The sequence below is a fragment of the Methanohalobium sp. genome, assembly GCF_046546175.1.
Lineage (GTDB): Archaea > Halobacteriota > Methanosarcinia > Methanosarcinales > Methanosarcinaceae > Methanohalobium.
Genome location: NZ_JBKGYF010000025.1, coordinates 1 through 19,904, shown reverse-complemented (window position 1 = coordinate 19,904; position 19,904 = coordinate 1). Strand labels below are relative to the sequence as shown.

At 37.4% G+C, this 19,904-nt stretch carries 27 protein-coding genes, 1 tRNA gene and 1 pseudogene; 9 read left to right on the top strand and 20 right to left on the bottom strand.

Annotation, left to right across the window (positions count from 1 at the left end; translation table 11 throughout):
• Positions 1 to 455 (top strand): cysteine-rich small domain-containing protein (locus tag ACLFMM_RS04580; RefSeq protein ID WP_410807532.1); only part of this gene is annotated, 455 nt, incomplete at its 5' end.
• Here ACLFMM_RS04580 and ACLFMM_RS04575 read toward each other — a convergent pair.
• The 4 genes from ACLFMM_RS04575 to ACLFMM_RS04560 form a co-directional block, all read right to left on the bottom strand.
• Positions 444 to 737, bottom strand: a complete 294-nt coding sequence (locus ACLFMM_RS04575; RefSeq protein ID WP_410807531.1) for an ATP-binding protein — start codon at positions 735 to 737, stop codon at positions 444 to 446. The two genes, ACLFMM_RS04580 and ACLFMM_RS04575, sit on opposite strands and share 12 nt — an antisense overlap.
• Positions 685 to 1,311, bottom strand: a complete 627-nt coding sequence (locus ACLFMM_RS04570) for a sensor histidine kinase (protein WP_410807530.1) — start codon at positions 1,309 to 1,311, stop codon at positions 685 to 687. Before ACLFMM_RS04570 ends, ACLFMM_RS04575 begins: the two co-directional genes overlap by 53 nt.
• Positions 1,312 to 1,610: 299 nt before the next feature.
• On the bottom strand, positions 1,611 to 2,723 hold the full coding sequence (locus tag ACLFMM_RS04565) for an MFS transporter (RefSeq protein ID WP_410807529.1): 1,113 nt from the start codon (positions 2,721 to 2,723) through the stop codon (positions 1,611 to 1,613).
• Between the two features lie 278 nt (positions 2,724 to 3,001).
• Positions 3,002 to 3,892 (bottom strand): methanogen output domain 1-containing protein, encoded by an 891-nt coding sequence (locus ACLFMM_RS04560; RefSeq protein WP_410807528.1) that lies wholly within the window; start codon positions 3,890 to 3,892, stop codon positions 3,002 to 3,004.
• Positions 3,893 to 4,311: 419 nt separating this feature from the next.
• Between ACLFMM_RS04560 and ACLFMM_RS04555 the strand changes: the two genes are divergently transcribed.
• Entirely contained in the window at positions 4,312 to 4,596 is a 285-nt protein-coding gene (locus ACLFMM_RS04555) for a hypothetical protein (RefSeq protein ID WP_410807527.1), read from the top strand.
• Here the strand turns inward: ACLFMM_RS04555 and ACLFMM_RS04550 are convergent.
• From ACLFMM_RS04550 to ACLFMM_RS04530, 5 genes and pseudogenes are all read right to left on the bottom strand, one after another.
• A pseudogene (locus ACLFMM_RS04550) lies at positions 4,574 to 4,960 on the bottom strand (transposase); the annotation flags it as partial. The gene ACLFMM_RS04555 and the pseudogene ACLFMM_RS04550 overlap by 23 nt on opposite strands.
• Positions 4,961 to 5,068: 108 nt before the next feature.
• Positions 5,069 to 6,286 (bottom strand): radical SAM protein, encoded by a 1,218-nt coding sequence (locus ACLFMM_RS04545; RefSeq protein WP_410807526.1) that lies wholly within the window; start codon positions 6,284 to 6,286, stop codon positions 5,069 to 5,071.
• A gap of 160 nt (positions 6,287 to 6,446) precedes the next feature.
• Positions 6,447 to 7,082 carry a translation initiation factor IF-2 subunit beta gene (locus ACLFMM_RS04540; protein WP_410807525.1) on the bottom strand — a complete coding sequence of 212 codons (636 nt, stop codon included), beginning with the start codon at positions 7,080 to 7,082 and terminating at the stop codon, positions 6,447 to 6,449.
• 90 nt (positions 7,083 to 7,172) lie between these two features.
• Positions 7,173 to 7,691, bottom strand: a complete 519-nt coding sequence (locus ACLFMM_RS04535; RefSeq protein WP_410807524.1) for a 50S ribosomal protein L16 — start codon at positions 7,689 to 7,691, stop codon at positions 7,173 to 7,175.
• Between the two features lie 211 nt (positions 7,692 to 7,902).
• Positions 7,903 to 8,982: a DUF1786 domain-containing protein gene (locus ACLFMM_RS04530; protein ID WP_410807523.1), complete on the bottom strand. Its 1,080-nt coding sequence runs from the start codon at positions 8,980 to 8,982 to the stop codon at positions 7,903 to 7,905.
• A 137-nt stretch (positions 8,983 to 9,119) separates the two neighbouring features.
• On the opposite strand from ACLFMM_RS04530, the gene ACLFMM_RS04525 reads away from it, so the two are divergent.
• Both ACLFMM_RS04525 and ACLFMM_RS04520 read left to right on the top strand, forming a co-directional pair.
• Positions 9,120 to 9,665, top strand: a complete 546-nt coding sequence (locus tag ACLFMM_RS04525; RefSeq protein WP_410807522.1) for a molybdenum cofactor biosynthesis protein B — start codon at positions 9,120 to 9,122, stop codon at positions 9,663 to 9,665.
• A 158-nt stretch (positions 9,666 to 9,823) separates the two neighbouring features.
• The gene (locus ACLFMM_RS04520) at positions 9,824 to 10,084 is read left to right on the top strand and encodes a YhbY family RNA-binding protein (protein ID WP_410807521.1); all 261 of its coding nucleotides are present in this window, start codon (positions 9,824 to 9,826) and stop codon (positions 10,082 to 10,084) included.
• A gap of 20 nt (positions 10,085 to 10,104) precedes the next feature.
• Here ACLFMM_RS04520 and ACLFMM_RS04515 read toward each other — a convergent pair whose 3' ends face one another.
• The 9 genes from ACLFMM_RS04515 to ACLFMM_RS04475 all read right to left on the bottom strand — a co-directional run bounded on the left by ACLFMM_RS04515 (position 10,105) and on the right by ACLFMM_RS04475 (position 15,535).
• Positions 10,105 to 10,431 carry a DUF190 domain-containing protein gene (locus tag ACLFMM_RS04515; RefSeq protein WP_410807520.1) on the bottom strand — a complete coding sequence of 109 codons (327 nt, stop codon included), beginning with the start codon at positions 10,429 to 10,431 and terminating at the stop codon, positions 10,105 to 10,107.
• A gap of 70 nt (positions 10,432 to 10,501) precedes the next feature.
• On the bottom strand, positions 10,502 to 10,645 hold the full coding sequence (locus ACLFMM_RS04510) for a CrcB family protein (RefSeq protein WP_410807519.1): 144 nt from the start codon (positions 10,643 to 10,645) through the stop codon (positions 10,502 to 10,504).
• Between the two features lie 202 nt (positions 10,646 to 10,847).
• Complete coding sequence (gene glp / locus ACLFMM_RS04505; RefSeq protein ID WP_410807518.1) at positions 10,848 to 12,044, bottom strand: gephyrin-like molybdotransferase Glp; 1,197 nt, start codon at positions 12,042 to 12,044, stop codon at positions 10,848 to 10,850.
• A gap of 33 nt (positions 12,045 to 12,077) precedes the next feature.
• Positions 12,078 to 12,773: a 4Fe-4S binding protein gene (locus ACLFMM_RS04500; RefSeq protein WP_410807517.1), complete on the bottom strand. Its 696-nt coding sequence runs from the start codon at positions 12,771 to 12,773 to the stop codon at positions 12,078 to 12,080.
• Between the two features lie 40 nt (positions 12,774 to 12,813).
• Positions 12,814 to 13,098 carry a ubiquitin-like small modifier protein 1 gene (locus ACLFMM_RS04495; RefSeq protein WP_410807516.1) on the bottom strand — a complete coding sequence of 95 codons (285 nt, stop codon included), beginning with the start codon at positions 13,096 to 13,098 and terminating at the stop codon, positions 12,814 to 12,816.
• Between the two features lie 136 nt (positions 13,099 to 13,234).
• A tRNA-Pro gene (locus ACLFMM_RS04490) sits at positions 13,235 to 13,312 on the bottom strand.
• 101 nt (positions 13,313 to 13,413) lie between these two features.
• Positions 13,414 to 13,968 carry a UbiX family flavin prenyltransferase gene (locus tag ACLFMM_RS04485; protein WP_410807533.1) on the bottom strand — a complete coding sequence of 185 codons (555 nt, stop codon included), beginning with the start codon at positions 13,966 to 13,968 and terminating at the stop codon, positions 13,414 to 13,416.
• A complete protein-coding gene (locus ACLFMM_RS04480; RefSeq protein WP_410807515.1) occupies positions 13,968 to 14,327 on the bottom strand; it encodes a hypothetical protein in 360 nt (119 codons plus the stop codon). The genes ACLFMM_RS04485 and ACLFMM_RS04480 overlap by 1 nt, the downstream gene beginning before the upstream one ends.
• Before the next feature lie 11 nt (positions 14,328 to 14,338).
• Positions 14,339 to 15,535, bottom strand: a complete 1,197-nt coding sequence (locus ACLFMM_RS04475; protein WP_410807514.1) for an HD domain-containing protein — start codon at positions 15,533 to 15,535, stop codon at positions 14,339 to 14,341.
• 75 nt (positions 15,536 to 15,610) lie between these two features.
• On the opposite strand from ACLFMM_RS04475, the gene cofD reads away from it, so the two are divergent.
• The 5 genes from cofD to purQ all read left to right on the top strand — a co-directional run bounded on the left by cofD (position 15,611) and on the right by purQ (position 18,777).
• Entirely contained in the window at positions 15,611 to 16,537 is a 927-nt protein-coding gene (gene cofD, locus ACLFMM_RS04470; protein WP_410807513.1) for a 2-phospho-L-lactate transferase, read from the top strand.
• Between the two features lie 182 nt (positions 16,538 to 16,719).
• Positions 16,720 to 17,226, top strand: a complete 507-nt coding sequence (locus ACLFMM_RS04465) for a CDP-alcohol phosphatidyltransferase family protein (RefSeq protein WP_410807512.1) — start codon at positions 16,720 to 16,722, stop codon at positions 17,224 to 17,226.
• Positions 17,207 to 17,737: a shikimate kinase gene (locus ACLFMM_RS04460; protein ID WP_410807511.1), complete on the top strand. Its 531-nt coding sequence runs from the start codon at positions 17,207 to 17,209 to the stop codon at positions 17,735 to 17,737. Before ACLFMM_RS04465 ends, ACLFMM_RS04460 begins: the two co-directional genes overlap by 20 nt.
• A 93-nt stretch (positions 17,738 to 17,830) precedes the next feature.
• Positions 17,831 to 18,079, top strand: a complete 249-nt coding sequence (purS, locus tag ACLFMM_RS04455; RefSeq protein WP_410807510.1) for a phosphoribosylformylglycinamidine synthase subunit PurS — start codon at positions 17,831 to 17,833, stop codon at positions 18,077 to 18,079.
• The gene (purQ, locus tag ACLFMM_RS04450) at positions 18,079 to 18,777 is read left to right on the top strand and encodes a phosphoribosylformylglycinamidine synthase subunit PurQ (RefSeq protein ID WP_410807509.1); all 699 of its coding nucleotides are present in this window, start codon (positions 18,079 to 18,081) and stop codon (positions 18,775 to 18,777) included. The genes purS and purQ overlap by 1 nt, the downstream gene beginning before the upstream one ends.
• Positions 18,778 to 18,781: 4 nt before the next feature.
• Here the strand turns inward: purQ and rnhB are convergent, their stop codons facing one another.
• Both rnhB and ACLFMM_RS04440 read right to left on the bottom strand, forming a co-directional pair.
• Entirely contained in the window at positions 18,782 to 19,438 is a 657-nt protein-coding gene (gene rnhB, locus ACLFMM_RS04445) for a ribonuclease HII (RefSeq protein WP_410807508.1), read from the bottom strand.
• A 17-nt stretch (positions 19,439 to 19,455) separates the two neighbouring features.
• Positions 19,456 to 19,904, bottom strand: a 449-nt coding sequence (locus ACLFMM_RS04440) for a type II secretion system F family protein (RefSeq protein WP_410807507.1), incomplete at its 5' end; no start/stop codon positions are given.

The window sequence follows — 19,904 nt, the reverse complement described above, 5'->3', positions numbered from 1 at the left end:
GCAGTTCGTTCTGTTCTCTTGATCATGATTTTTTAAGAATCGCTGTCAGAACATATCAGGAAACTGATAAGCTGGCTAAAAATATTGGAAAAGCCATGACGAATACAAGTAGAGACAGGGCCAAGCAAAAACTGGAACACAGGCTTAATTCTGTAAAAGGTAAATCGCTTGTTGGTAGTAATACTGCCTGTCCGTATTATCCTTGTCATTATGAAGGACAGGATTGTACATTCTGTTTCTGTCCGTTCTATCCGTGCGGCGATGAGCGAACAGGTGGTAAATGTATTGAACGGTCCACAGGCGGTAAAGTGTGGAGCTGTATGAATTGTTATATAGTCCATGACCCTGAAGTTGCACAGGAAATACTTGATATTTTGAAGGAAAGCGGGGATATGGATAAAAAAATTAAAAAAGCATGGGATGAATCGATAAAACCTCGGTTATCAGAGAAATGATTTTTTCAGTGTTATCCAGAATTGGCTTCCCTTAATTTCTGGATTGTCACTGACACCTACATCTCCACCATGTAATTCAACAATTTTTTTTACAATTGCAAGGCCCAATCCGCTACCATGAAGGTTATTATTTTTAGTACGGTAAAATCGTTCAAATATCAGTTGCTTTTTGTTGTCCGGTATGCCGGTTCCATAATCAGTTACTGTTATTTTCCAGAAAGGGTCTTTATCAAGTATGTATATGGTTATTTTTTTCTGACTCGTTGTTGTATTTAATCGCATTATATAACAGATTTGAAAAAGCATCATATATGACAGGGTCTATGGGTGCAACATATTTGCATTCGTTATTGAATTTAAATTCGACATCGATATTCTTAACATCCAGATTTTGTCTGTAATCTCCCACTACCTCTTTTAAATTTTGGCTGATATCAATAGACTCAAATTTCATATTTTCAATAGAATCCAGTCTTGCAACTTTTGATGCATTTTCAACTATTTGTATAATTTTCTCATTACTTATTTCCACTTTTTGAAGTAAATAGAGTTTCTTCTCATCACCTTCTTTTTGTTTTAATAAATGAATATAACCCTTGATAATACCAGCAGGATTGAGTAAATCATGCCGCATGGTGTCTGTAAACATATCTTTGGACTTGTTTGTCTGTTTCAGTTTTTTATGAAGTCTATTATATCCGGTCACAGCATGATAGAAACCAACTGTAATAATTATCAAACCAAATATTGTGAGCATATCTTCAAAATATGTATCCACCAGATCTGGCTCATTGGTGATTTCATCCATCAAATCAATCAACAAACCGTAGGTAAAAATACCCCACCCCAGATTCACTCTGGATAAATCAATTTTCTATATAAAATATAGAGAAACAAGAGCGGAAAAGAAGTATATACCTTCAAAAATACTTCCCCTCTATCAAACGGCAAATTCAACTCGAAGTAAAGAAACCATATTATTACTGTAATAAGGAATAATAAATATCACATTTTTCTATAGGTATGCATCGGTGAACGTCCCCATGTTTTAAAATGTGTTTATTTATTATATTAGGGTTTTTATATTTACAGTATTGTTGAATCAATGGACGAATAATCATTAAATAGAATTAATTAAAATCTACATCAGATGAATTATAATATTTTATACACAAAATAATTCATTAAAACAACACCGAATCCCAGCAAACCTGATACGATAAACACAGTTTCAAGATTGGATGTTAGTAATATTAATCCAAGCACAACTGATGAAGCAGTCATACCAACAAATTTCATTGTGTTGAAAATAGATACAACACCTCCCATGACTTCGCCAGGAGCTACCTGAGTAATCAATGTGTTAATAAATGGTATAAGTACTCCGAATCCGATGCCAAACAGAAGTAATAATACAAACACTAATGGTAAATGATAGGCACCTGCCATACCTATGATGGCAGTTCCCATTACTGCAAATCCGACTCCGGTTATAGTTTTTTTTGAGAATTTTAATGAAAGTCTTTTAGCCTGTGATGCAACAACCGCCATCGATGCACCCTGAACCCCCAGAGCAATTCCTGCACCCTGGGCTGTGAATCCAAAATTATCTTTCAAAAGGAATGGTACATAGATTATAATGGTGAACAGGAGAAAGAACAATGCAAAAGCCATAAATATGGTATATGCTACATTGATATTTTTAAGAGCTAAAACTACTTCATAAATACCGGTTTTTCGTTTCAAAGGTGTTGCATTCGTTTCGGGAAGTACAAATACAGCAACAACTGCAAGTGGTATAGTCAATCCATAAAACAGGAACGGATAATTCCAGCTGATTCCTGCAAGCCCGCCTCCTATAAAAGGTGCGGTCACTTCACCTACTGATGTGGTCATGCTCACTCTCCCCATTGCATGAACACGCTCAAAGCTTTCATATAATTCACCTATCATAGTCATTACCAGAGGCATCATACCGGCGGTGCCTATTCCCTGAATGAATCTGAAAACAAGTAATACTGGCAGATTTGGTGCAAAAAAACCGGCGATACCGGCTAAACCGTTTACTGTGAGAGAGATAACAAGAACTTTTCTGTGACTCAAATTGTCGATTCTGGTGCCCAATAACATCATGAACAATGCATTGGATAAAGTAAAAATACCCATAACCCAGCCAACAGCTTCACGGGTAGAATTTAATGGGTCTACCATATCCGGTAAAACCGGACCCATCAGAGCACTGCCAGTCATACCGAAAAAAGCAACCAAGCAGATAACGGGTAGAACCAGCCTTTTCATCAAATTCATAGAAATCAGTTATATCTGTTAGTAACAAATTAATTGATACAATTTTTATAATTCTGCCTATTGAGATAGACTTTTGATACATTTTGATACAAAAAGTAGGTTTTAATATTGTTAATTTCTACTACTCTTGCGAGCATCAATGCAAGCAAATTTCCTATTAAAAATCGCTAATTATTATGAAACTTCAGCATATATAAATAATGCTAAACAGATAAAAAAAATTCAAGTTCTAAATAGTGTTATTCGTATTTAATAATTTCAAAAAGGCAGCAATCATCCCCATTACCCATAGTTTTTATTGTATTAACTGAAATGTTGGTAAATGCTTTAGATGAAATATCATAAAAAATTTTTTTGGTGAGGTTGCATAAAATAGGGTTCATTTTTGCCTGTGAAGCCCCCCAAGGACAGGTTTTACCTTCAAGTGTAAAAAGAACATTGTTTTTGTTTTTGGGTATGTTCGTGGTAAAAGAACCACCCAGATAATCCATGAATTCGATACATGTTTTTTCTACATTTTCAGTGTTTATATTTTTACTATCTAAATTCTGGATGCCTGAAATTTTATTAGATGATAGGTACATTTTATTAAATAAAGATTCGATTTCATTATACATTTGATTAACCAAAATTTTCTTTTTTTCTTTAGGAAGCTGTTTTAACAATGTAGGTATAATATTTGTTAGGACATTTCGGATTTGTTGTTGCTTATACAATTCGTTGTGGTTCCTTTTCAATTCATCATGCAAATTTTTTATTCTGAGTGATGACCTAATTCTTGCTTTGAGCTCTTCTTCATCAACAGGTTTTGTAAGAAAATCGTCTGCACCAGAATCCAGACCTTTTATTTTATTATCTTGATCTGATAATGCAGTTATCATTAAAACAGGAATATAATCTATGGATTCATCATTTTTTATATTTTTACAGACTTCAAATCCATTAATGTCGGGCATCATAACATCAAGGAGAACTACATCTATATTTTCGGATTTGATTTTGTCAATAGCTTCCTGTCCATTGTAGGCAGCGATTGTATCATATTCATCTAAATAATCTGCTATCAATTCTACAAGTTCGGGTTCATCATCTACAATCAATATCTTGGATGTAGAGTTTTCATTATTCATTATTCGTTATACATATTTTGTTATTTTATATAAAATTAAACGGTATAAAATCATCATAGGCTACTATAAAATTTTAAAACATATAGCAAAACTTCGAAAAATAATTATAATCAGATACCTAGTCAATTGTAGATTATTTTTAAATTATGACTTTCTATATCTGTGAGCCTGTTATTTATAGATATAATTTGACCGGGATATGCAGAAACACTGTTCTGATAAAAGTTTTTAATATTAAAATGATTTAAGGAAAGGTGCACCTTTTTGATTTTGGACAAAAACCAGAAAAATGAGCAATTGTGAAGAGAAACAACATATACCTTAAACTTTCCGATGAAACATTAAAAGTTATCATAGGAACCTGACTGCCATTGTATTCGAGTAAGTACTCAAAATAGGATCATAACCAGTACCAGTTGATGGTGCTGGTGCTGTTAAAAGATTACATGGTTGCCGATTACAGAAGTTTCACTCAAAAATTGGAACTTGAGAAAGCTCCGCACTTTACTACATTGCAAAAGTTCGTTAGCAGGATAACTACTTACAAGTTTAATCAGATGTTCGATCAAACAGCAAGACTGTTCTATAACCGGGGTGACAGCTACGGTATAATAGCTGTCGATGCTTCCGGGATGACAAGCTGTTATGCAAGCTACTATTATTCATTGAGGACTATAGTAACTAACATAACATTCGTTGTATAAAATTATACACAAGAAACTTTTTCATCCACCCTTTTGCAAAACTGATATTTGCTGATAATCGCATGTATGCTTCATAAATCAGCTGTCTCATATGATTGGTATCGATGACGAAGAACCTGGATATTACTCTCCTGGTACTCTTCCATATGAACTCTATGGGATTGAGTTCAGGTGAGTAGGGAGGTAGACATACCAGTTCGATACCGTTGTTGACTGCATATTCAACCACAGTTTTTGCATGATGCGATTTGAAGTTATCAAGTATAATGACAATTCTTTTAACGGGATTAATGTTCCTGATATTCATCAGGAACTCACAAACATCCTCTTTTTTTGAATGTGGTTTGAACTCGATGACAGAATTGCCACTGAGTTCATAGAACCCTAAAACTTAAACAAATATAAAAATAAAGCAAGCTGGATGAAAGTAATTGTTGATTTTATACCACTAAGCTTCATTAAAAGTATAAGTTTATTGCATTTTAGCAAAGCTATAAGGTATATCTTCACTATCCGGAATCTTTGATACCAGATTTAAGAATTCTGTTTCATGCATCAGGCATCTGCTGCGTTTACCCTTGAATTGTGGGTATTTGCGGATGTTATTCCAGATATCTTTTAGCGAATCGTTCTGGATGTTTCCAAATTCAAACGGTATATAAGGGCAAGGTTTAACCGAACCGTCTACACAGACATGCATCCATCTCTGACCTGCCATACACCCAAGCATTTCTCCTTCAAAATATGTATTTGAAAATACCCTTGGACCTTCAGAATTGGAATTGATTTTGTGATACATCTCCAGAATGGATTCACGGTCAGTATCGGACAATATCGGGTCACCCGGTTTTTTTGGGACAGATTCCCATAATGACAGTTCATGAACTCCCAGTTCTGATGCCAGTTCATAGAGTTTGGGTAATTCATCCATTCTGTTGGGTGATACATGTGTTGCCATGGTTACCAGTAAACCCGCATCTAAAGCATTTTTAATGGCGTTTATCGCCATTTCATGAGCTCCTTCAAGCCTTCGAACAGAATCGTGTTTTTCAGGGTATGTGGAATAAATACTGATTAAGAGGTTATGAAGACCTACTTCTTTTAAACGCTTGGCTGCCTCAGGTGTCAGTTCTGTACCCGGTGTGAATATATTTACAATTGCCCGTTCCTTATCCACATAATCAATGAGTTCAAAGATTTCTTCTCTAAGTAAAGGGTCACCTTCAGTAAATGTGATTATAAATGCACCCATATCCAGTGCTTCATCGATTGCACGTTTGAAAGTTTCAATATCAAGGTCTCCTTCTCCCCCGCTTACAACACAGTGTTCACAGTTGCATTTACATTCACGGGTGATTTCAAAGGATACTGTTTCAGGAATATACTTACCAAACGCTATCTTTGTCTCCGCATAAATCAGTCGTTTGAACGGTCCGCTTGGTATTGGTGGCAACCATGTTGATGCAATAACGCTTTCATCATTCCAGGATGCAGGTTTTTCGTTTTCCAGGCGTGAGTTAATTTTATTTAAAAACGGTGAGCAGGTAGTGTTTAACGGTCCTGTAGATGTTAGCTGTAAAAAGCCGTTCAGATGGTTTAATTTAACCGATAATCCGGGAATTGATAAGATTGATATGTAATCTTCCCCGTCTTTATCAGATGGTTTTGAAATATCTGTATTTGAGTGCATTGTAACCCCTGTGTGTTATTAGAAATATAATCAAACCTAAATTACTGGTAAAACAGACGTACATAATAGTCAAAAAAATCTATGATGTAACCCAGTGTATCCAATAATGATATGAATATTACACCACACATTCAGGTGATGTAATAACACAACCATTAATTTATTCCGCTTTTTCTGAAAACGCAAGGTTACCGCTTATGCGGTTAATTTTAACTTTTAATTCCTGCCCCTTTGCAGCACCCGGCACAAATACAGTAAACTTATCAAGTTTTGCAATTCCATCTCCCTTGGAACCAACCGCTGTAATTTGAACATTGTATACCTTTCCTTCTTCAACGGTTGGAGCTTGTGTTGATCCTGAAGATGCTTTTTTCTTCCTTATAGGCCGATGTGCACCACATGCCAGACATTTCATTACCAGAACTCTGTCCACTTTTTCCAGCTGGGTATCAGGTCGTCCGCATTCTGAACATAACACATATTCGTTAAGATAGGAATCAAGGTTTGATTTAATCAGTTCTTTTGGAAAACGACCCTGGAATATGGCGCGGTTTCCTTCTATTTTTCCTGCTGTACCCATTTCCCGGTTCAGGTATTTCAAAACATGCTCAGGGTCACGGTTTAGAACATCTACAATATTTCCGAAATTATCCAATACAGTGGTTTTACCTTCCTGGAATATTTTGGGTTCCGGGATTGAAAAGCGTTCATCAGTAGTTTCCAGTTCCGGCATTTTTTCCATTGCCCGGTCCAGAAGGGAGTCGTAATCGTTATAATCTACTTCTATATTAATCACCCTCACTTATTTAATTATCCTGTTTATATATGATTTCTGTAATTATATAATATTTGGTTAAAAAGAAAAAATTGAAGACAATAAGGTTGTTTATTCTACTAATTTCCAACCCTGATCTACAACAATTCTAAATGGTGTTGGTATTTTTTGACCAGCACGCCACAGGGCATCCTTTGCTGCTTCAAAGTCGTCCTTGTTTACAGAAGCTGTGAATACTTTCTGACCTGCTGATACACGGGCAGCAGTACCAACATTCTTACCAAAAGCCTGTCTCATACCGCTTGAAACACGGTCAGCACCAGCGCCTGTAGCCTGTTTGTTTTCTCGCAGCACTTCATGTGGATATACCCTTAATTTAAGATGATATCCTGCACGTCCTGCTGCGCTCATTAATCTTCTGTTTGCAGAAACACGGGCCGATTCCAGTGCTGTGTGACGTATATGACATTTTTCTTCAGCTATTAGTGAAAGCTTTACAGGGAACTGTGCGTTTTTGTTACCCATATCATAATGAATTACCTGACTTCCAGGCACACCACCCATATATTTACGCCTTGTGTATGAGCGGTTTTTCACATTCCTATACATACTTGCTGGTTTTCGTGCCATAAAATTAAGCCTCCTTGGTGGTTAAAATTAAATTTAAAAATTATTCTGGACTTGGATTTACTTCGTCTTAATATGTAATACACCTATATGTATCTATTGTTACCTAACTTACAACATTTGTTATATATAAAATTCCCTGTCATGTGGGTTATAAGTCCTATGAAGTTTCAGTTATTGTAAATTATAGAATTCTATCTGTCGGAAATATCATTCAGATATATTCTTCATAATGATATCGGTATGCTGAAAGCAATCCAAAACACCCGGTCAGCATCATATTACCAAATGGCGCAGCAAAATGTAATTTTTCCCATAACTTCGGATTTTTATCGATTATGTCAATATTTTGAATCATTCCACGACTTGGACCAGTGACCGTGACAGACTGGATATTATCAAATCCTATTTTTTTGTTGATATAACACCCATGCCCGCCGTCATTTAAAACTTCATCAAAGGTAAGGTTTCCTTCAGAAAGCCTGACTATATAATCCTGTAACTTAGAAGGGTTTAATTTAGATGTATGATGTTCGAACAATGCTGTGACCCTGTTATCTACTGCAAGTGCTCCAAGTGTATGTCCATTACCTATATTTACCACTACTGATGGTTGATATGAACTGGGATCCTGTAATGCTCCAAAAATTGCAGCTGGTCCAGTATCCATGAATACCGACTTCGTGTTATCAATTACACTTGATGTATCTTTTATACGTGTCAGATATGGTGGAATATCCTCATTTTTATAGGAAAAGTTTTCAAGTCCGCCACCCTTTTTTATAGCATTTTCAAAATGTTTAAATCTGTAAACCCGGTTGCTTAGTTTGGGAGAATTCCCATGGTCCTGTACAGCCACTGCAAACTTTGATGGAAACGCTACACCAAACTGGTAAAAGGCATTTTTTATCTCATCTATTGTCAGGTCCTGCAAATTGATACGCTGAAGATTTTCAGGTAGGGATCCCAGATCATGCTCATCGATTATCTCAATACCCATTGAACGAACCCTGTCAAGATTATCATTGATGGTCAACGCTGCATTTTTTGTAGCAATAACATCCAAACCTTTTTTCAGATGATCTTTGATCGCTCTGGTAGACGGGCCACCGCCCATAATATATCCGGTAAGTAATACATCAATCTTTGATTCCGTTGCTCTACGGATTTTGTCTGCTACCATGACAGTAGGAGAAGGCATGACCATCATAGGACTGTTTTCTATACCTTTTTCAGCGTCGTACAGTAAAATATCCTGCGTTCCGGTACCTACATCTATCGCAAGTATCTGCATATTATCTAACACTGGGTAACTTCAATTTATATATAGCCCCTGGAAATCACCAAAACATTATTAAGATAAAAAGAGTTAAATAGTCTATCCGCCAATCTAATTAAACACCAATCGATAATAGGTAACCAAAGTTTATTATGAATACCAAATCCACTTCTACGCAAAACCATAAAAGCGGAACTGAGAAACCATGCAAGTTTTTTTTGATTACAATTTCCAGTTCGAGATATAAGACATATAAAGATGTATCAAATCCAGAACAGGCTGATGATTCATCAGGTCAAACTATCAAGAATCTTCTGACAACAAATGGACATGATGTCACACAATACATGCTCATAAACGATGATTCAAATACCATACAAAATGCCCTCAGGTCTGCAGTTGAAAGTGATGCAGATATAATAATAACAACTGGTGGTACAGGATTAACATCCCATGATGTAACCGTAGAATCGGTTACACCAATGTTTGATAAAATAATACCCGGTTTTGGAGAACTTTTCAGATTCAAAAGTATAGAAGAAATCGGCACAGCAGTAATGCTAACCAGAGCTACAGCAGGTGTTACCGGAGGCAAAGCTGTATTCTGTCTACCTGGTTCCAGAAATGCTGTACGTCTGGCTATAGAAGATATCATCATACCAGAAGCAGTTCATATAGTAAAACACACGAAAGATTAAATAAACAGTTTTGATTAATAGGTTACTTGACTAAATTATTAAATCGAAATAATGCAAACATCATATTGTTTTGTCAATATAACACATCAAACGGCACCTTTGCATATGTAAAATAGTTTTTGGATTCAATTAACTTGATACTATGAGGTATACTCAAAATGGATAAAAAGAAATTATATGAATTAAAGTCGGAAGCTTCACAGTTAAAACCAGTAATTCATATTGGAAAAAACGGACTGACAGACCCAATTGTAGATGAATTGAAAAATCAGTTAAAAGCCAACCGTCTTGTTAAAGTTAAAATTTTAAAAAGTACATTTGAAAATGAAGATACAATCGAATTATCCCAGAAAATTGCTGATGCTACAAACACCACTCTTGTAGATGTAAGAGGGAACAATGTAGTACTTTACAGGTGAGCCGTGAAGTTTTAAGCGATTTAGGTTAAGTTTTTGTTGTTTGATACTATTTCTATATCCTGAAGAGTCATAAGTGCATCAGGCAACATTTTCCTGAGTTCTGGCACTACATTTCTGATTTTTTCTTCATCATCGATTACTTCCACGATTACTGGTAAATCTACACCCAAGCTCAGGACATTTGCTGTATGGATTTCATGATGGGTACCATATCCTTCAATACCGTGTACAACTGTAGCTCCAGCGATGCCTGCATCCTTTAAATATTCCACAACGACATCATGTGATGATTTCCCTTTGTAGGTATCACTCTGACTCATATAAATCCGAAGAATTACCGAATTCATAATACAACCTCCAATCTAACATTATATTGGATTTCACTTTAAATTAATTTAACCATCATATATCCGATACTTACCATAACATACAGAAAAGGAGATTTAGCAAAATATTGTACAGCATAAACCAAGATTCACCATCTTCCAGGGATTTAAAGTTCTCATAAGCAAATGTGGAGAATGTGGTAAATGAACCCAAGTATCCTACACCAGATCCCAACCTGTTTTTGAACTAAAAAGTACCAGATATTCAGGGTCAAACATCACAATTCCAACCAAAAAACTCCCAAGCATGTTGAGGATAAAAAATATCTATAGGAAACGCTACCACAGATGTCACAAGATATCTGGAAATAACTCCGAAAAATCCACCTGCTCCCACTGTTAAAAAAGGAATAAGCGTTTTCTGTGCAGTGTAATCATTATTCAATCAGAACAACATCCACTTTCTGTCCTTTTTCATAGCCTTCAAGATTTTCAGGTACAATTACAAGACCATTGGATTTTGCGACAGAACTTAAAACACCTGCTCCTGAAGTCATTACAGGATATGCAATCAAATCAGTGGTATCCAGAATAACCCTTGAAAAAGTCATATATCCCTCTTTTGAAGGAATTTTATCTGATAGTTCTGCCTTTACTGTTGTATCAGGAATATCTGGTACATGTCCAAGCTTTCTGAGTGCTGGACGGGCAAACATAAACAAACCCACCAGTCCTGCAACAGGATAACCAGGAAGACATATCACAGGCACACCTTCAATTATCCCCAGAGCAATGGGTTTACCAGGGCTCATACTTACACCATGGACAAGGACTTCACCAAGAGATTCGACCATCTCAGGAACATGATCCCTTTCCCCTACCGATGTCCCGCCGCAGAGAATTATCAGGTTTGAGTTAAGTTGTGATTGGATGGCGTTTTTTATAAGTTCAGGATTATCAGGTATGATGTCACAATATTTGCATACACCTCCCCATTTTTCAATATACAAATCCGCCATGAGTCCATTGGTTTCTACAACTTCTCCTGGCAGGGGTAAGGAAGAAGTTGATTGGGGTACAAGTTCATTACCTGTAGGGATTACTGCTACTCTGGGTTTTTTATATACAGTTATTCTATTAATACCAAGGGATGCGAGGACTGCTGCATCACATGGTCTTAGCATATGCCCCTGAGAAAACACAGTATCATTTTCCTTTATATCCTCTCCTATCTGTCCTACATGTTTGTTCGGATGAACCTGTGTTTTAATTTCAACCATATCTCCAACAGGTGTGGTATCTTCCACCATTACAACTGCATCTGCTCCTTCGGGTACCAATGAACCAGTATGAACACGTACACAAGTCCCGTCGGTAACTTCGTCATCGAGCTCCAACATCAAAGATGCAGTGGGAGACGCACCGATTGTATCCGAAGAACGAACTGCATAACCGTCCATTGCCGCACGTCTGTAATGAGGTACATTTCTGGTTGATGTTACCGGAAGTGCCAGTATCCTGCCAGGACATTTTTCTATAAAAACCTGTTCTGTATCATCAACAGTACCAAATGCATTCAAAAAAATATTTCTGGCTTTGTTTACTTCTGTCCTATCTTTAAATAATCCGGTCATTTTTTAATCCCAGTACATATTTAAAAACTTGTTTTATTGTCCATGGTAGAACCTCTCCAAACAGACTTTCATACACAACCCACACCTGTTTCCCTGGTGTATTGTGTGTATATAATGGGTGCATTTTTCTTTATCCATTGGTCTGCCTGTTTGTGTCGAAAAATCATCAAGATAATTATCCAGAGCACCCACTGGACAGATGTCAACACAGCGTCTGCAGTCGTCACAGAGGTTTTTTGTGATTTCAGTACCTCTGATTGAAATGTCAGCTGTGGTAAACACACTTGAAAGCCTGACGCCTGGACCATTATCAAGCGTTATAAGGAGATTGTTTAATCCGAACTGCCCGATGCCGCATATAGCTGCTGAATGTTTATGGGAAAAATCAGACTCCAGCCGTGCCAGGTCTCCGATTGCCGGTGTAGGGCTTACAGGCAAGCTGGTACAACCATCTTCTTCCAACATACGGGCGATTTTATGAGTGGCATATCTGAGTATCTGGTTTGCAGCATGATGTTCCTGCATATACTGATGACGGGTGGTTGGAAGATTCAAGATACTTGTCGGATTCAAGGGATAAGCAAAGGTAATCACTGTTTTTGTTTCTGGAAGATAATCACCGGGATGATGCCCTTCAGGGGATTTACTATATCTGGATACTGGTGCACTTCCCAGTGCTGTTATTCCCTGTTCAAAAGCAAACTTTCTGATTTTATCAGTAACTTCCATGTTATAACCTCTTGTAGATTTCAGTAATTATATTTCTGGATTAACCCCCAGATACTGGCGGCAGAATTGCTATTTCATCATGCTCCTTGAGCTGAGTTGAAAGCCCTTCAAGGTGTTGAATATTCTCACCGTTTAATAATACGTTTATGTATCCCTGAAGTTCGTCTTCATCCTCTGGATTTTCAAAAATAAGTTCTTTTAACTGAGGATAGTGATGACCCAGAGAATTTAATATATCTGATACCGTACTGCCTTTAAGGATAACTTCTGATACTCCTGCATATTCACGCAGATTTGCAAACAATTTTACTTTTACATTAACCATATATCCTCTATTGAGTTATATGTATCTAATAATTTTAATCCCAGTGGAAAACAGATAACGAATAAACAAATATAAAGGTCTATAAAAGATATTCAAATTTAAAAGCAGTTTTATAAGTTCATGACTCATTAAAAAATGGTGGGATAGAACGGATTTGAACCGTTGTCCAAGCGTCCCAAACGCTCGAGGATCGTCCAGGCTACCCTACTATCCCGATATGTTTTTTATCGCACGTTCCACACTAATACTCATTCTCCTTAATATATTTAACTATTAAAAAAGGTTAGAGAAATTGGATGATTAACAATGTTGATATCAGCCCCATCGGGTGAAAATTTCATTTTCTATACCCATCAGGTCAAGCGCTCTGCCTGACATAGTATTTATCAGGTCATCAATAGTTTGCGGTCCAGAATAAAAACCCGGGCATGCTGGAAGAACCGTGCCTCCTGCTTGGGTAATTTTCAACATGTTTTCTATATGTATCTGGTTTAGTGGTGTCTCTCGTGTCATAAGAACCAGTTTATGCCTTTCTTTCAAACACACATCTGCCGTACGGGTTAACAGATTATCTGTAATTCCGTTTGCGATGGAACCAAGCGTTTTCATACTGCATGGTGCCACAATCATACCCGCAAAAAGATGCGAACCGCTGGCTATAGGTGCTGTGAAATCCTTTTCATTGTAAGCTCTTGATGCCATACCTTCTATTTCGATAACAGAATAATCTGTTTCTATACCTATCAGCTTCTTCGCAGAATCTGTAATCACCAGATGGGTAAAAACATTATCCATATTGGATAATATCTGCACCAAACGGATGCCGTACTGTATCCCTGATGCGCCACTGATACCAACTGCTATTTCAATCAAACGTTTTCCTCCAGTAATTCAATGAATCTATCTACAATATCCTCTGATGTCTCTACAATATTATCGATTTCTTCTCTTGTTATGTCATCCAGATGGATTCCAGCCATAAAAACAGTTGTTTTGTGTGTGTAAGAACTTATTTTTCTTGCACTGTTAAGGGCTATGTTTTCCTCTCTGTGTCCAGGCAGAGAAATCACTGAAGATGTTGAAATTTTAGTTCCGGCATCATATAATCCTACAGCCACAGCACCGACGTGTTCACGACCACCTTTCAGGGTGACGATATAATCCTCACCCATTAGTTTCCATTCAAGAACAAGTTCTGTTCTGCCGATGTTTTGTGAGATTTTGTTCAAAAATTACACCTTTAATATTCAGTTAAACGATACTGTTTTGGTGGTTTTTTTACTTCAAAGAAGTCACGTGCAACCTTACCCACAATATCGCGGTACTCTTTTGGAGTATATACACCCATCCGCCAGTTGTCTCTATGTGCTTGTTCAAGGGTCGCCACAACCTGGGACACGTCATCCAGATGCTGCATTTTGCTATCGGTTCTGATTAATGCTTTCATTTCCTCAATTTCAGGTGTGCCTGGAATGTCAATCAATATATATTTACTGTCGATATCCGCCATTTCTGCTAATTCTATTTCAATCCTTTCAACATTATCCCTGTACTTTAATACATCCACTCCGAGTGATTGGAAACCTACCCTGAGCGCCCTTTTGAACAACTTTCGTTCTTCGATTCGTCTTCCAAGCTCACCTGCATAATCATCATCAGAGCGTATTACTTCAAAAAGGCTGATGTCATCTAATTTATTCAATCCAAAAGGGGACAAGATTTCTCTGTCGATTAAATTTTGAATCGCCCTTATATACATTGTTTCTGCAATCCTTGAGACATGATGATAATAGACTGAAGGGTACATCAAAAATCTGGATAACAGCAAAGACTCGGCAGCTTTCAAACCACCCCATCTTACAACCAGTTTTTTACCGAAAATCTCCATTTCATGAATCAGGCGCTCATAATCCACCAGACCGAATGTCACACCTGTATAATGTGCATCCCTTACAAGATAATCCATCCGATCAACATCGATTTCACTGTTTAAAATCTGGCCCAGTGCAGTTTCTCCTTTAATATGTTTTGCAACTGTTTCAGGGTCAAGGTTGTGCTCATGTAAAATATCTGCAATTTCATCTCGCTTGAGCACTTCTCTAACATCATCGTGTTTTTTTCTGGTGTAGTATTTTATTGTTCCTTCAGTTACATGGGAATAGGGCCCATGACCGATGTCATGCAAAAGCGCTGCAGCACGAAGTTCATTTTTTTCATCGATACTTATATTATTCAGTTGATTCATCAGCATGGATGCCAGATGCATAACACCAAGAGAATGCTCAAAACGTGTATGATTGGCACCTGGATAGACAAGTGATGATAACCCCAGCTGCTTAATCCTTCTCAAACGCTGCATGAGTGGGGTATCTATCAATGACAGCGCAAGTTCATCCAGTTCAATGTAGCCGTGTACTGGATCACGAATAACTTTCATATTTTTTAAATCGGTTTCATTATATAATGGTGTTTTGATTATTCAAGGGAAACAGAAAAACATAGAGGTAAATCCATGATTGTACTATCTGGTGGTACCGGAACCCCGAAATTACTGAACGGATTAAGAAAAGTCATACCCGAAGAAGATATCACAGTAGTGGTTAACACAGGTGAAGACGTCTGGATATCAGGCAATCTGGTCTCCCCTGACATGGATACTGTATTTTACCTTTTTTCAGATAAACTGGATACCGATAAGTGGTGGGGTATTGCCGATGATTCGTTTATAACACATAAATCAATGAAAGCAATAGGATACAATGAGGGTATGATGCTGGGCGATATTGATCGCGGAACCCATATCATGCGCTCGGAATATCTTAGAAACGGAAATACTCTAACTTCTGCCTCATCCAAACTGGCACAAAATTTTGGTATCAGGGCGAAAATTTTACCGATGTCGGATGATACCGTTACCACTTTTATAAAAACGTCATCAGGAAATTTGCATTTCCAGGATTTCTGGATAAAGGAGAAGGGGAAATCCGATGTATATGATGTGTTTGTGGATGGGGCATCAAAAGCATCCATTTCTCCAAGAGTTATTGATGCTTTAAAAATGGATGATAAAGTACTAATCGGTCCCAGCAATCCAATAACAAGTATTGGACCTATACTGGCACTACCCAAAATGAAAGAAACATTAAAGGATAAGAAGGTTACAGCTGTAAGTCCGATAATCGGAACAGAACCTGTAAGTGGTCCGGTGGCAAAACTCATGCATGCAAAAGGTCTGGATGCATCATCCATAAGTGTAGCAAAATGCTACCAGGATTTTCTTGATGTATTTGTCATCGATAAAACCGACCATTTCAAAGAATCCGATTTTAAGAATGAAGGGATCGAATGTGATATTATACGTGCGGACACTTTAATGAAATCAGTGGGTATAAGCATCAATCTTGCAGATGATATCATGAAAATATTTGATAATGTATGATTGAAATATTACAACAGCCATAATGGATAAAAATATTTTAATAAAAATCCAATAATCCAAAATATTCCTGTCTACATACACAGAGCCAAAGGAAGGGATTTACAATACTCAACCATCTTAAAAACAAAATCCGGAAATCGTTCAAACCCCTCGCAAAATCCTTACCACTCTCTCCGAACCTGTTGACTGTAGTCGGACTTGGCGTTAGTATAATTGCAGCAATTATGTTTGGTACCGGAAAGATTTTGATTGGTGGAGTATTGATTCTCCTCAACGGTTTCTTTGATATTCTTGACGGCGCAGTTGCAAGAGAGAACGGTTGGATAACTCCATTTGGTGGATTACTGGATTCTGTATGTGACAGATATGCAGACGCGATAATATTTGTGGGTATCATATATGGGGTGACTGCAGAAAATATACCCGACCCGCTTTTATTAAACATCCCAATGTGGATTTGGTGTCTGGTAGCACTGATAGGTTCATATATAGTAAGTTATACCCGTGCACGTGCAGAAGCTGCCGGTGGCAGAGGTATGAATATCGGAATCGCCGAGCGTCCGGAGAGAATGATAATACTCACCATCGGTGCATTCATCGGTTTGCTTGCACCTGCTGTTGTTGTAATCGTCATACTTACCCATATCACCATAGCACAGAGACTTCTACATGCCAGAAAATCATTGTGATACAATGAACATAACCATCATCGGTATGGCTGGTGCGGGCAAAAGCACTATTGGTAAATTGCTGGCAAAAAAACTGGGATATCGATTCATCGACATCGATAAGGTGGTTGAACAAAAATCCAGAAAAAGTTTGCAGGAATTAATCGATTCTGAAGGTGAAAGGGCATTACTTGAACTGGAAGAGGAAACAGTACTTGGAATCCAGCTAAATTCAACTGATAAATATGTGATATCACCCGGCGGCAGTATAATTTATTCCAGACCCGCAATGGAATTTTTAAAAACCCAATCAACAGTAATATTTCTGGATGTTTCGTTTGAGATTATAACAAAAAGGTTATCGAATTTTGCCACCAGAGGAATGGTTGGTATAAGAAATAAAAGTCTGAAAGAACTTTTTGATGAAAGACGGATACTGTACAATAAATACGCAGATATCACTATAAAACTGGACAAACAGAATAAGGTATCTGAAACCGTGGATCATATAATAAAATGCTTAAATAAGTAATACATCGTTCCATTAATCTTATACCAAATCGATATTATTTACCTGATATTCTATGTAGACTTAAACTGGAAATGAAATCAGAGAGGACTTAAAATGCAGTACCGTGCAAATGTAACCATTGAACTTAAATCAGGAATGCTTGACCCGGAAGGAAATAATATCAAAAGAGCGCTTGGACATCTTGGGTTTGAAACAGAAGATGTGAAAACTGCCAAAAAATACACCATTGACCTAGATGCTGAATCATCCGAAGACGCCAGACAGAAGGTTGATGAGATGTGTCAGAAATTGATTGCAAATCCCATTATTCACAATTATTCCATTGATTTGAGGGAAGCCTAATGAAAATCGCCATAATCCAGTTCGGTGGTACCAATTGTGACCGTGATGTACTGCATGTACTCAAGGATGTCATGGATGTAGATGCTGAACTTGTGTGGTATAAGGATAAAAATCTAGAAGATTTTGATGGTGTGGTAATTCCTGGTGGTTTCTCATACGGTGATTATCTGCGAGCCGGTGCAATCGCTGCAAGAACCCCTATTATGGATTCTGTCAAAAAAATGGTATCTTATGGGAAACCAGTAATTGGGATCTGTAATGGTTTTCAGGTACTTACTGAATCCGGTCTATTGGATGGTGCTCTTACCACAAATGCTTATCCAAAATTCCTCTGTAAATGGACTCATTTAAGGGTAGACAATAATAACACACCATTTACTTCAAGGTTTGAAAAAGGAGATATTATCCAGATTCCTATCGCTCACAAAGAAGGGAACTTCTACGCAGACCAGTCTACAGCTGCCAGTTTAAACAAAAACAACCAGATAACATTCAGATATGTGGACGAAAACGGGATAGCAGATGACATAACTAACCCCAACGGTTCAAAGGACAATATTGCAGGAATCATCAATCCAGACAAAAACGTACTGGGACTTATGCCACACCCTGAAAGAGCATCCGAAAATGTACTGGGTTCAGATGACGGATTAAAAATTTTCCAGTCCATGGTAGATTACATAAAAACTCTTCAATGACCCATTAACCACCATTTTTATCCAGAAGTTTTTGCGCGGTTTTCCATGTATGTCTGACTACTTCCGGTAAAGAACCGTGTTCTCTGACCCAATCTGCAAGAAATTGTTTTGTTTTGGGGTCAGACGGATACCCGCTGCCAAAATCAACACCTATATCTTTTTTTATATTGTTAACCAGTTCATCACGTCTTACTTTAGCAATAATGGACGCCGCCGACACTACAGGATACACAGCATCCGCATCATGTTCAGAAATAATTTTTATGTTTTCAGCAGCTTTTTTGTTATTCTTGGAATATTCTCCGCGTATATTGTTTGCAAAACGTTCAGGTTTTACATCAGCAGAGTCAACATATACCATATCAGGGTTCAGGTTTTCAAGAACCCGGGAAAAACCAAGAACCATGATATCATTCATACTCATTATATTCCTGAGTTCATCGATTTGTTCAGGGGCGATTTCAAAAATAAAATAGTCGTCTGTATATTTTTTTATTTTGTTATCAAGTTCTGCCCGCTTTCTGGGAGATATTTTCTTGGAATCAGCGACCCCGAGGTTTTTTAAAGAGTTAATTCTGGTTTCATCAACCATGACGCCTGCAATACACATGGGACCTATAACAGGACCTTTACCCGCCTCATCAATACCTGCAATCTTCATCGTATCCTCGTTCTGATTTAAATAAATAATGTGAATATTAAGTATCCTATTGTCACCATGATAATTGAATGTTTCAATCCTGACATGACACTTCCTTCACCCATGACTCCTGCCATGAGACCTGAACACAAACCCTGTATGACGGCTGAATGTTTGAAAATTCTTGTGTACTTGTCAAGGTCGAAACTTCCCAGCATACCCATTTGTTGGGAACCTGATGAGGTCATTTGATTGCCTGCTTCAGCCATTTCTGTTAAAAAAGTAGTGGATATTACATAGATAACACCCACAAAAACCGCATAGGATATGTAGATGATTACAATATAAATCATCATATTCATGGAACGTTCACGTTTCATTTCCTCTTCAGATGAAGCGTCCCTTGCTGCCACCATAAGAACTTCTCCGACATCACCACTCGATTCATTGGCTTTGGTGATTAGCGTTAAAGACCGTGCCACTACCT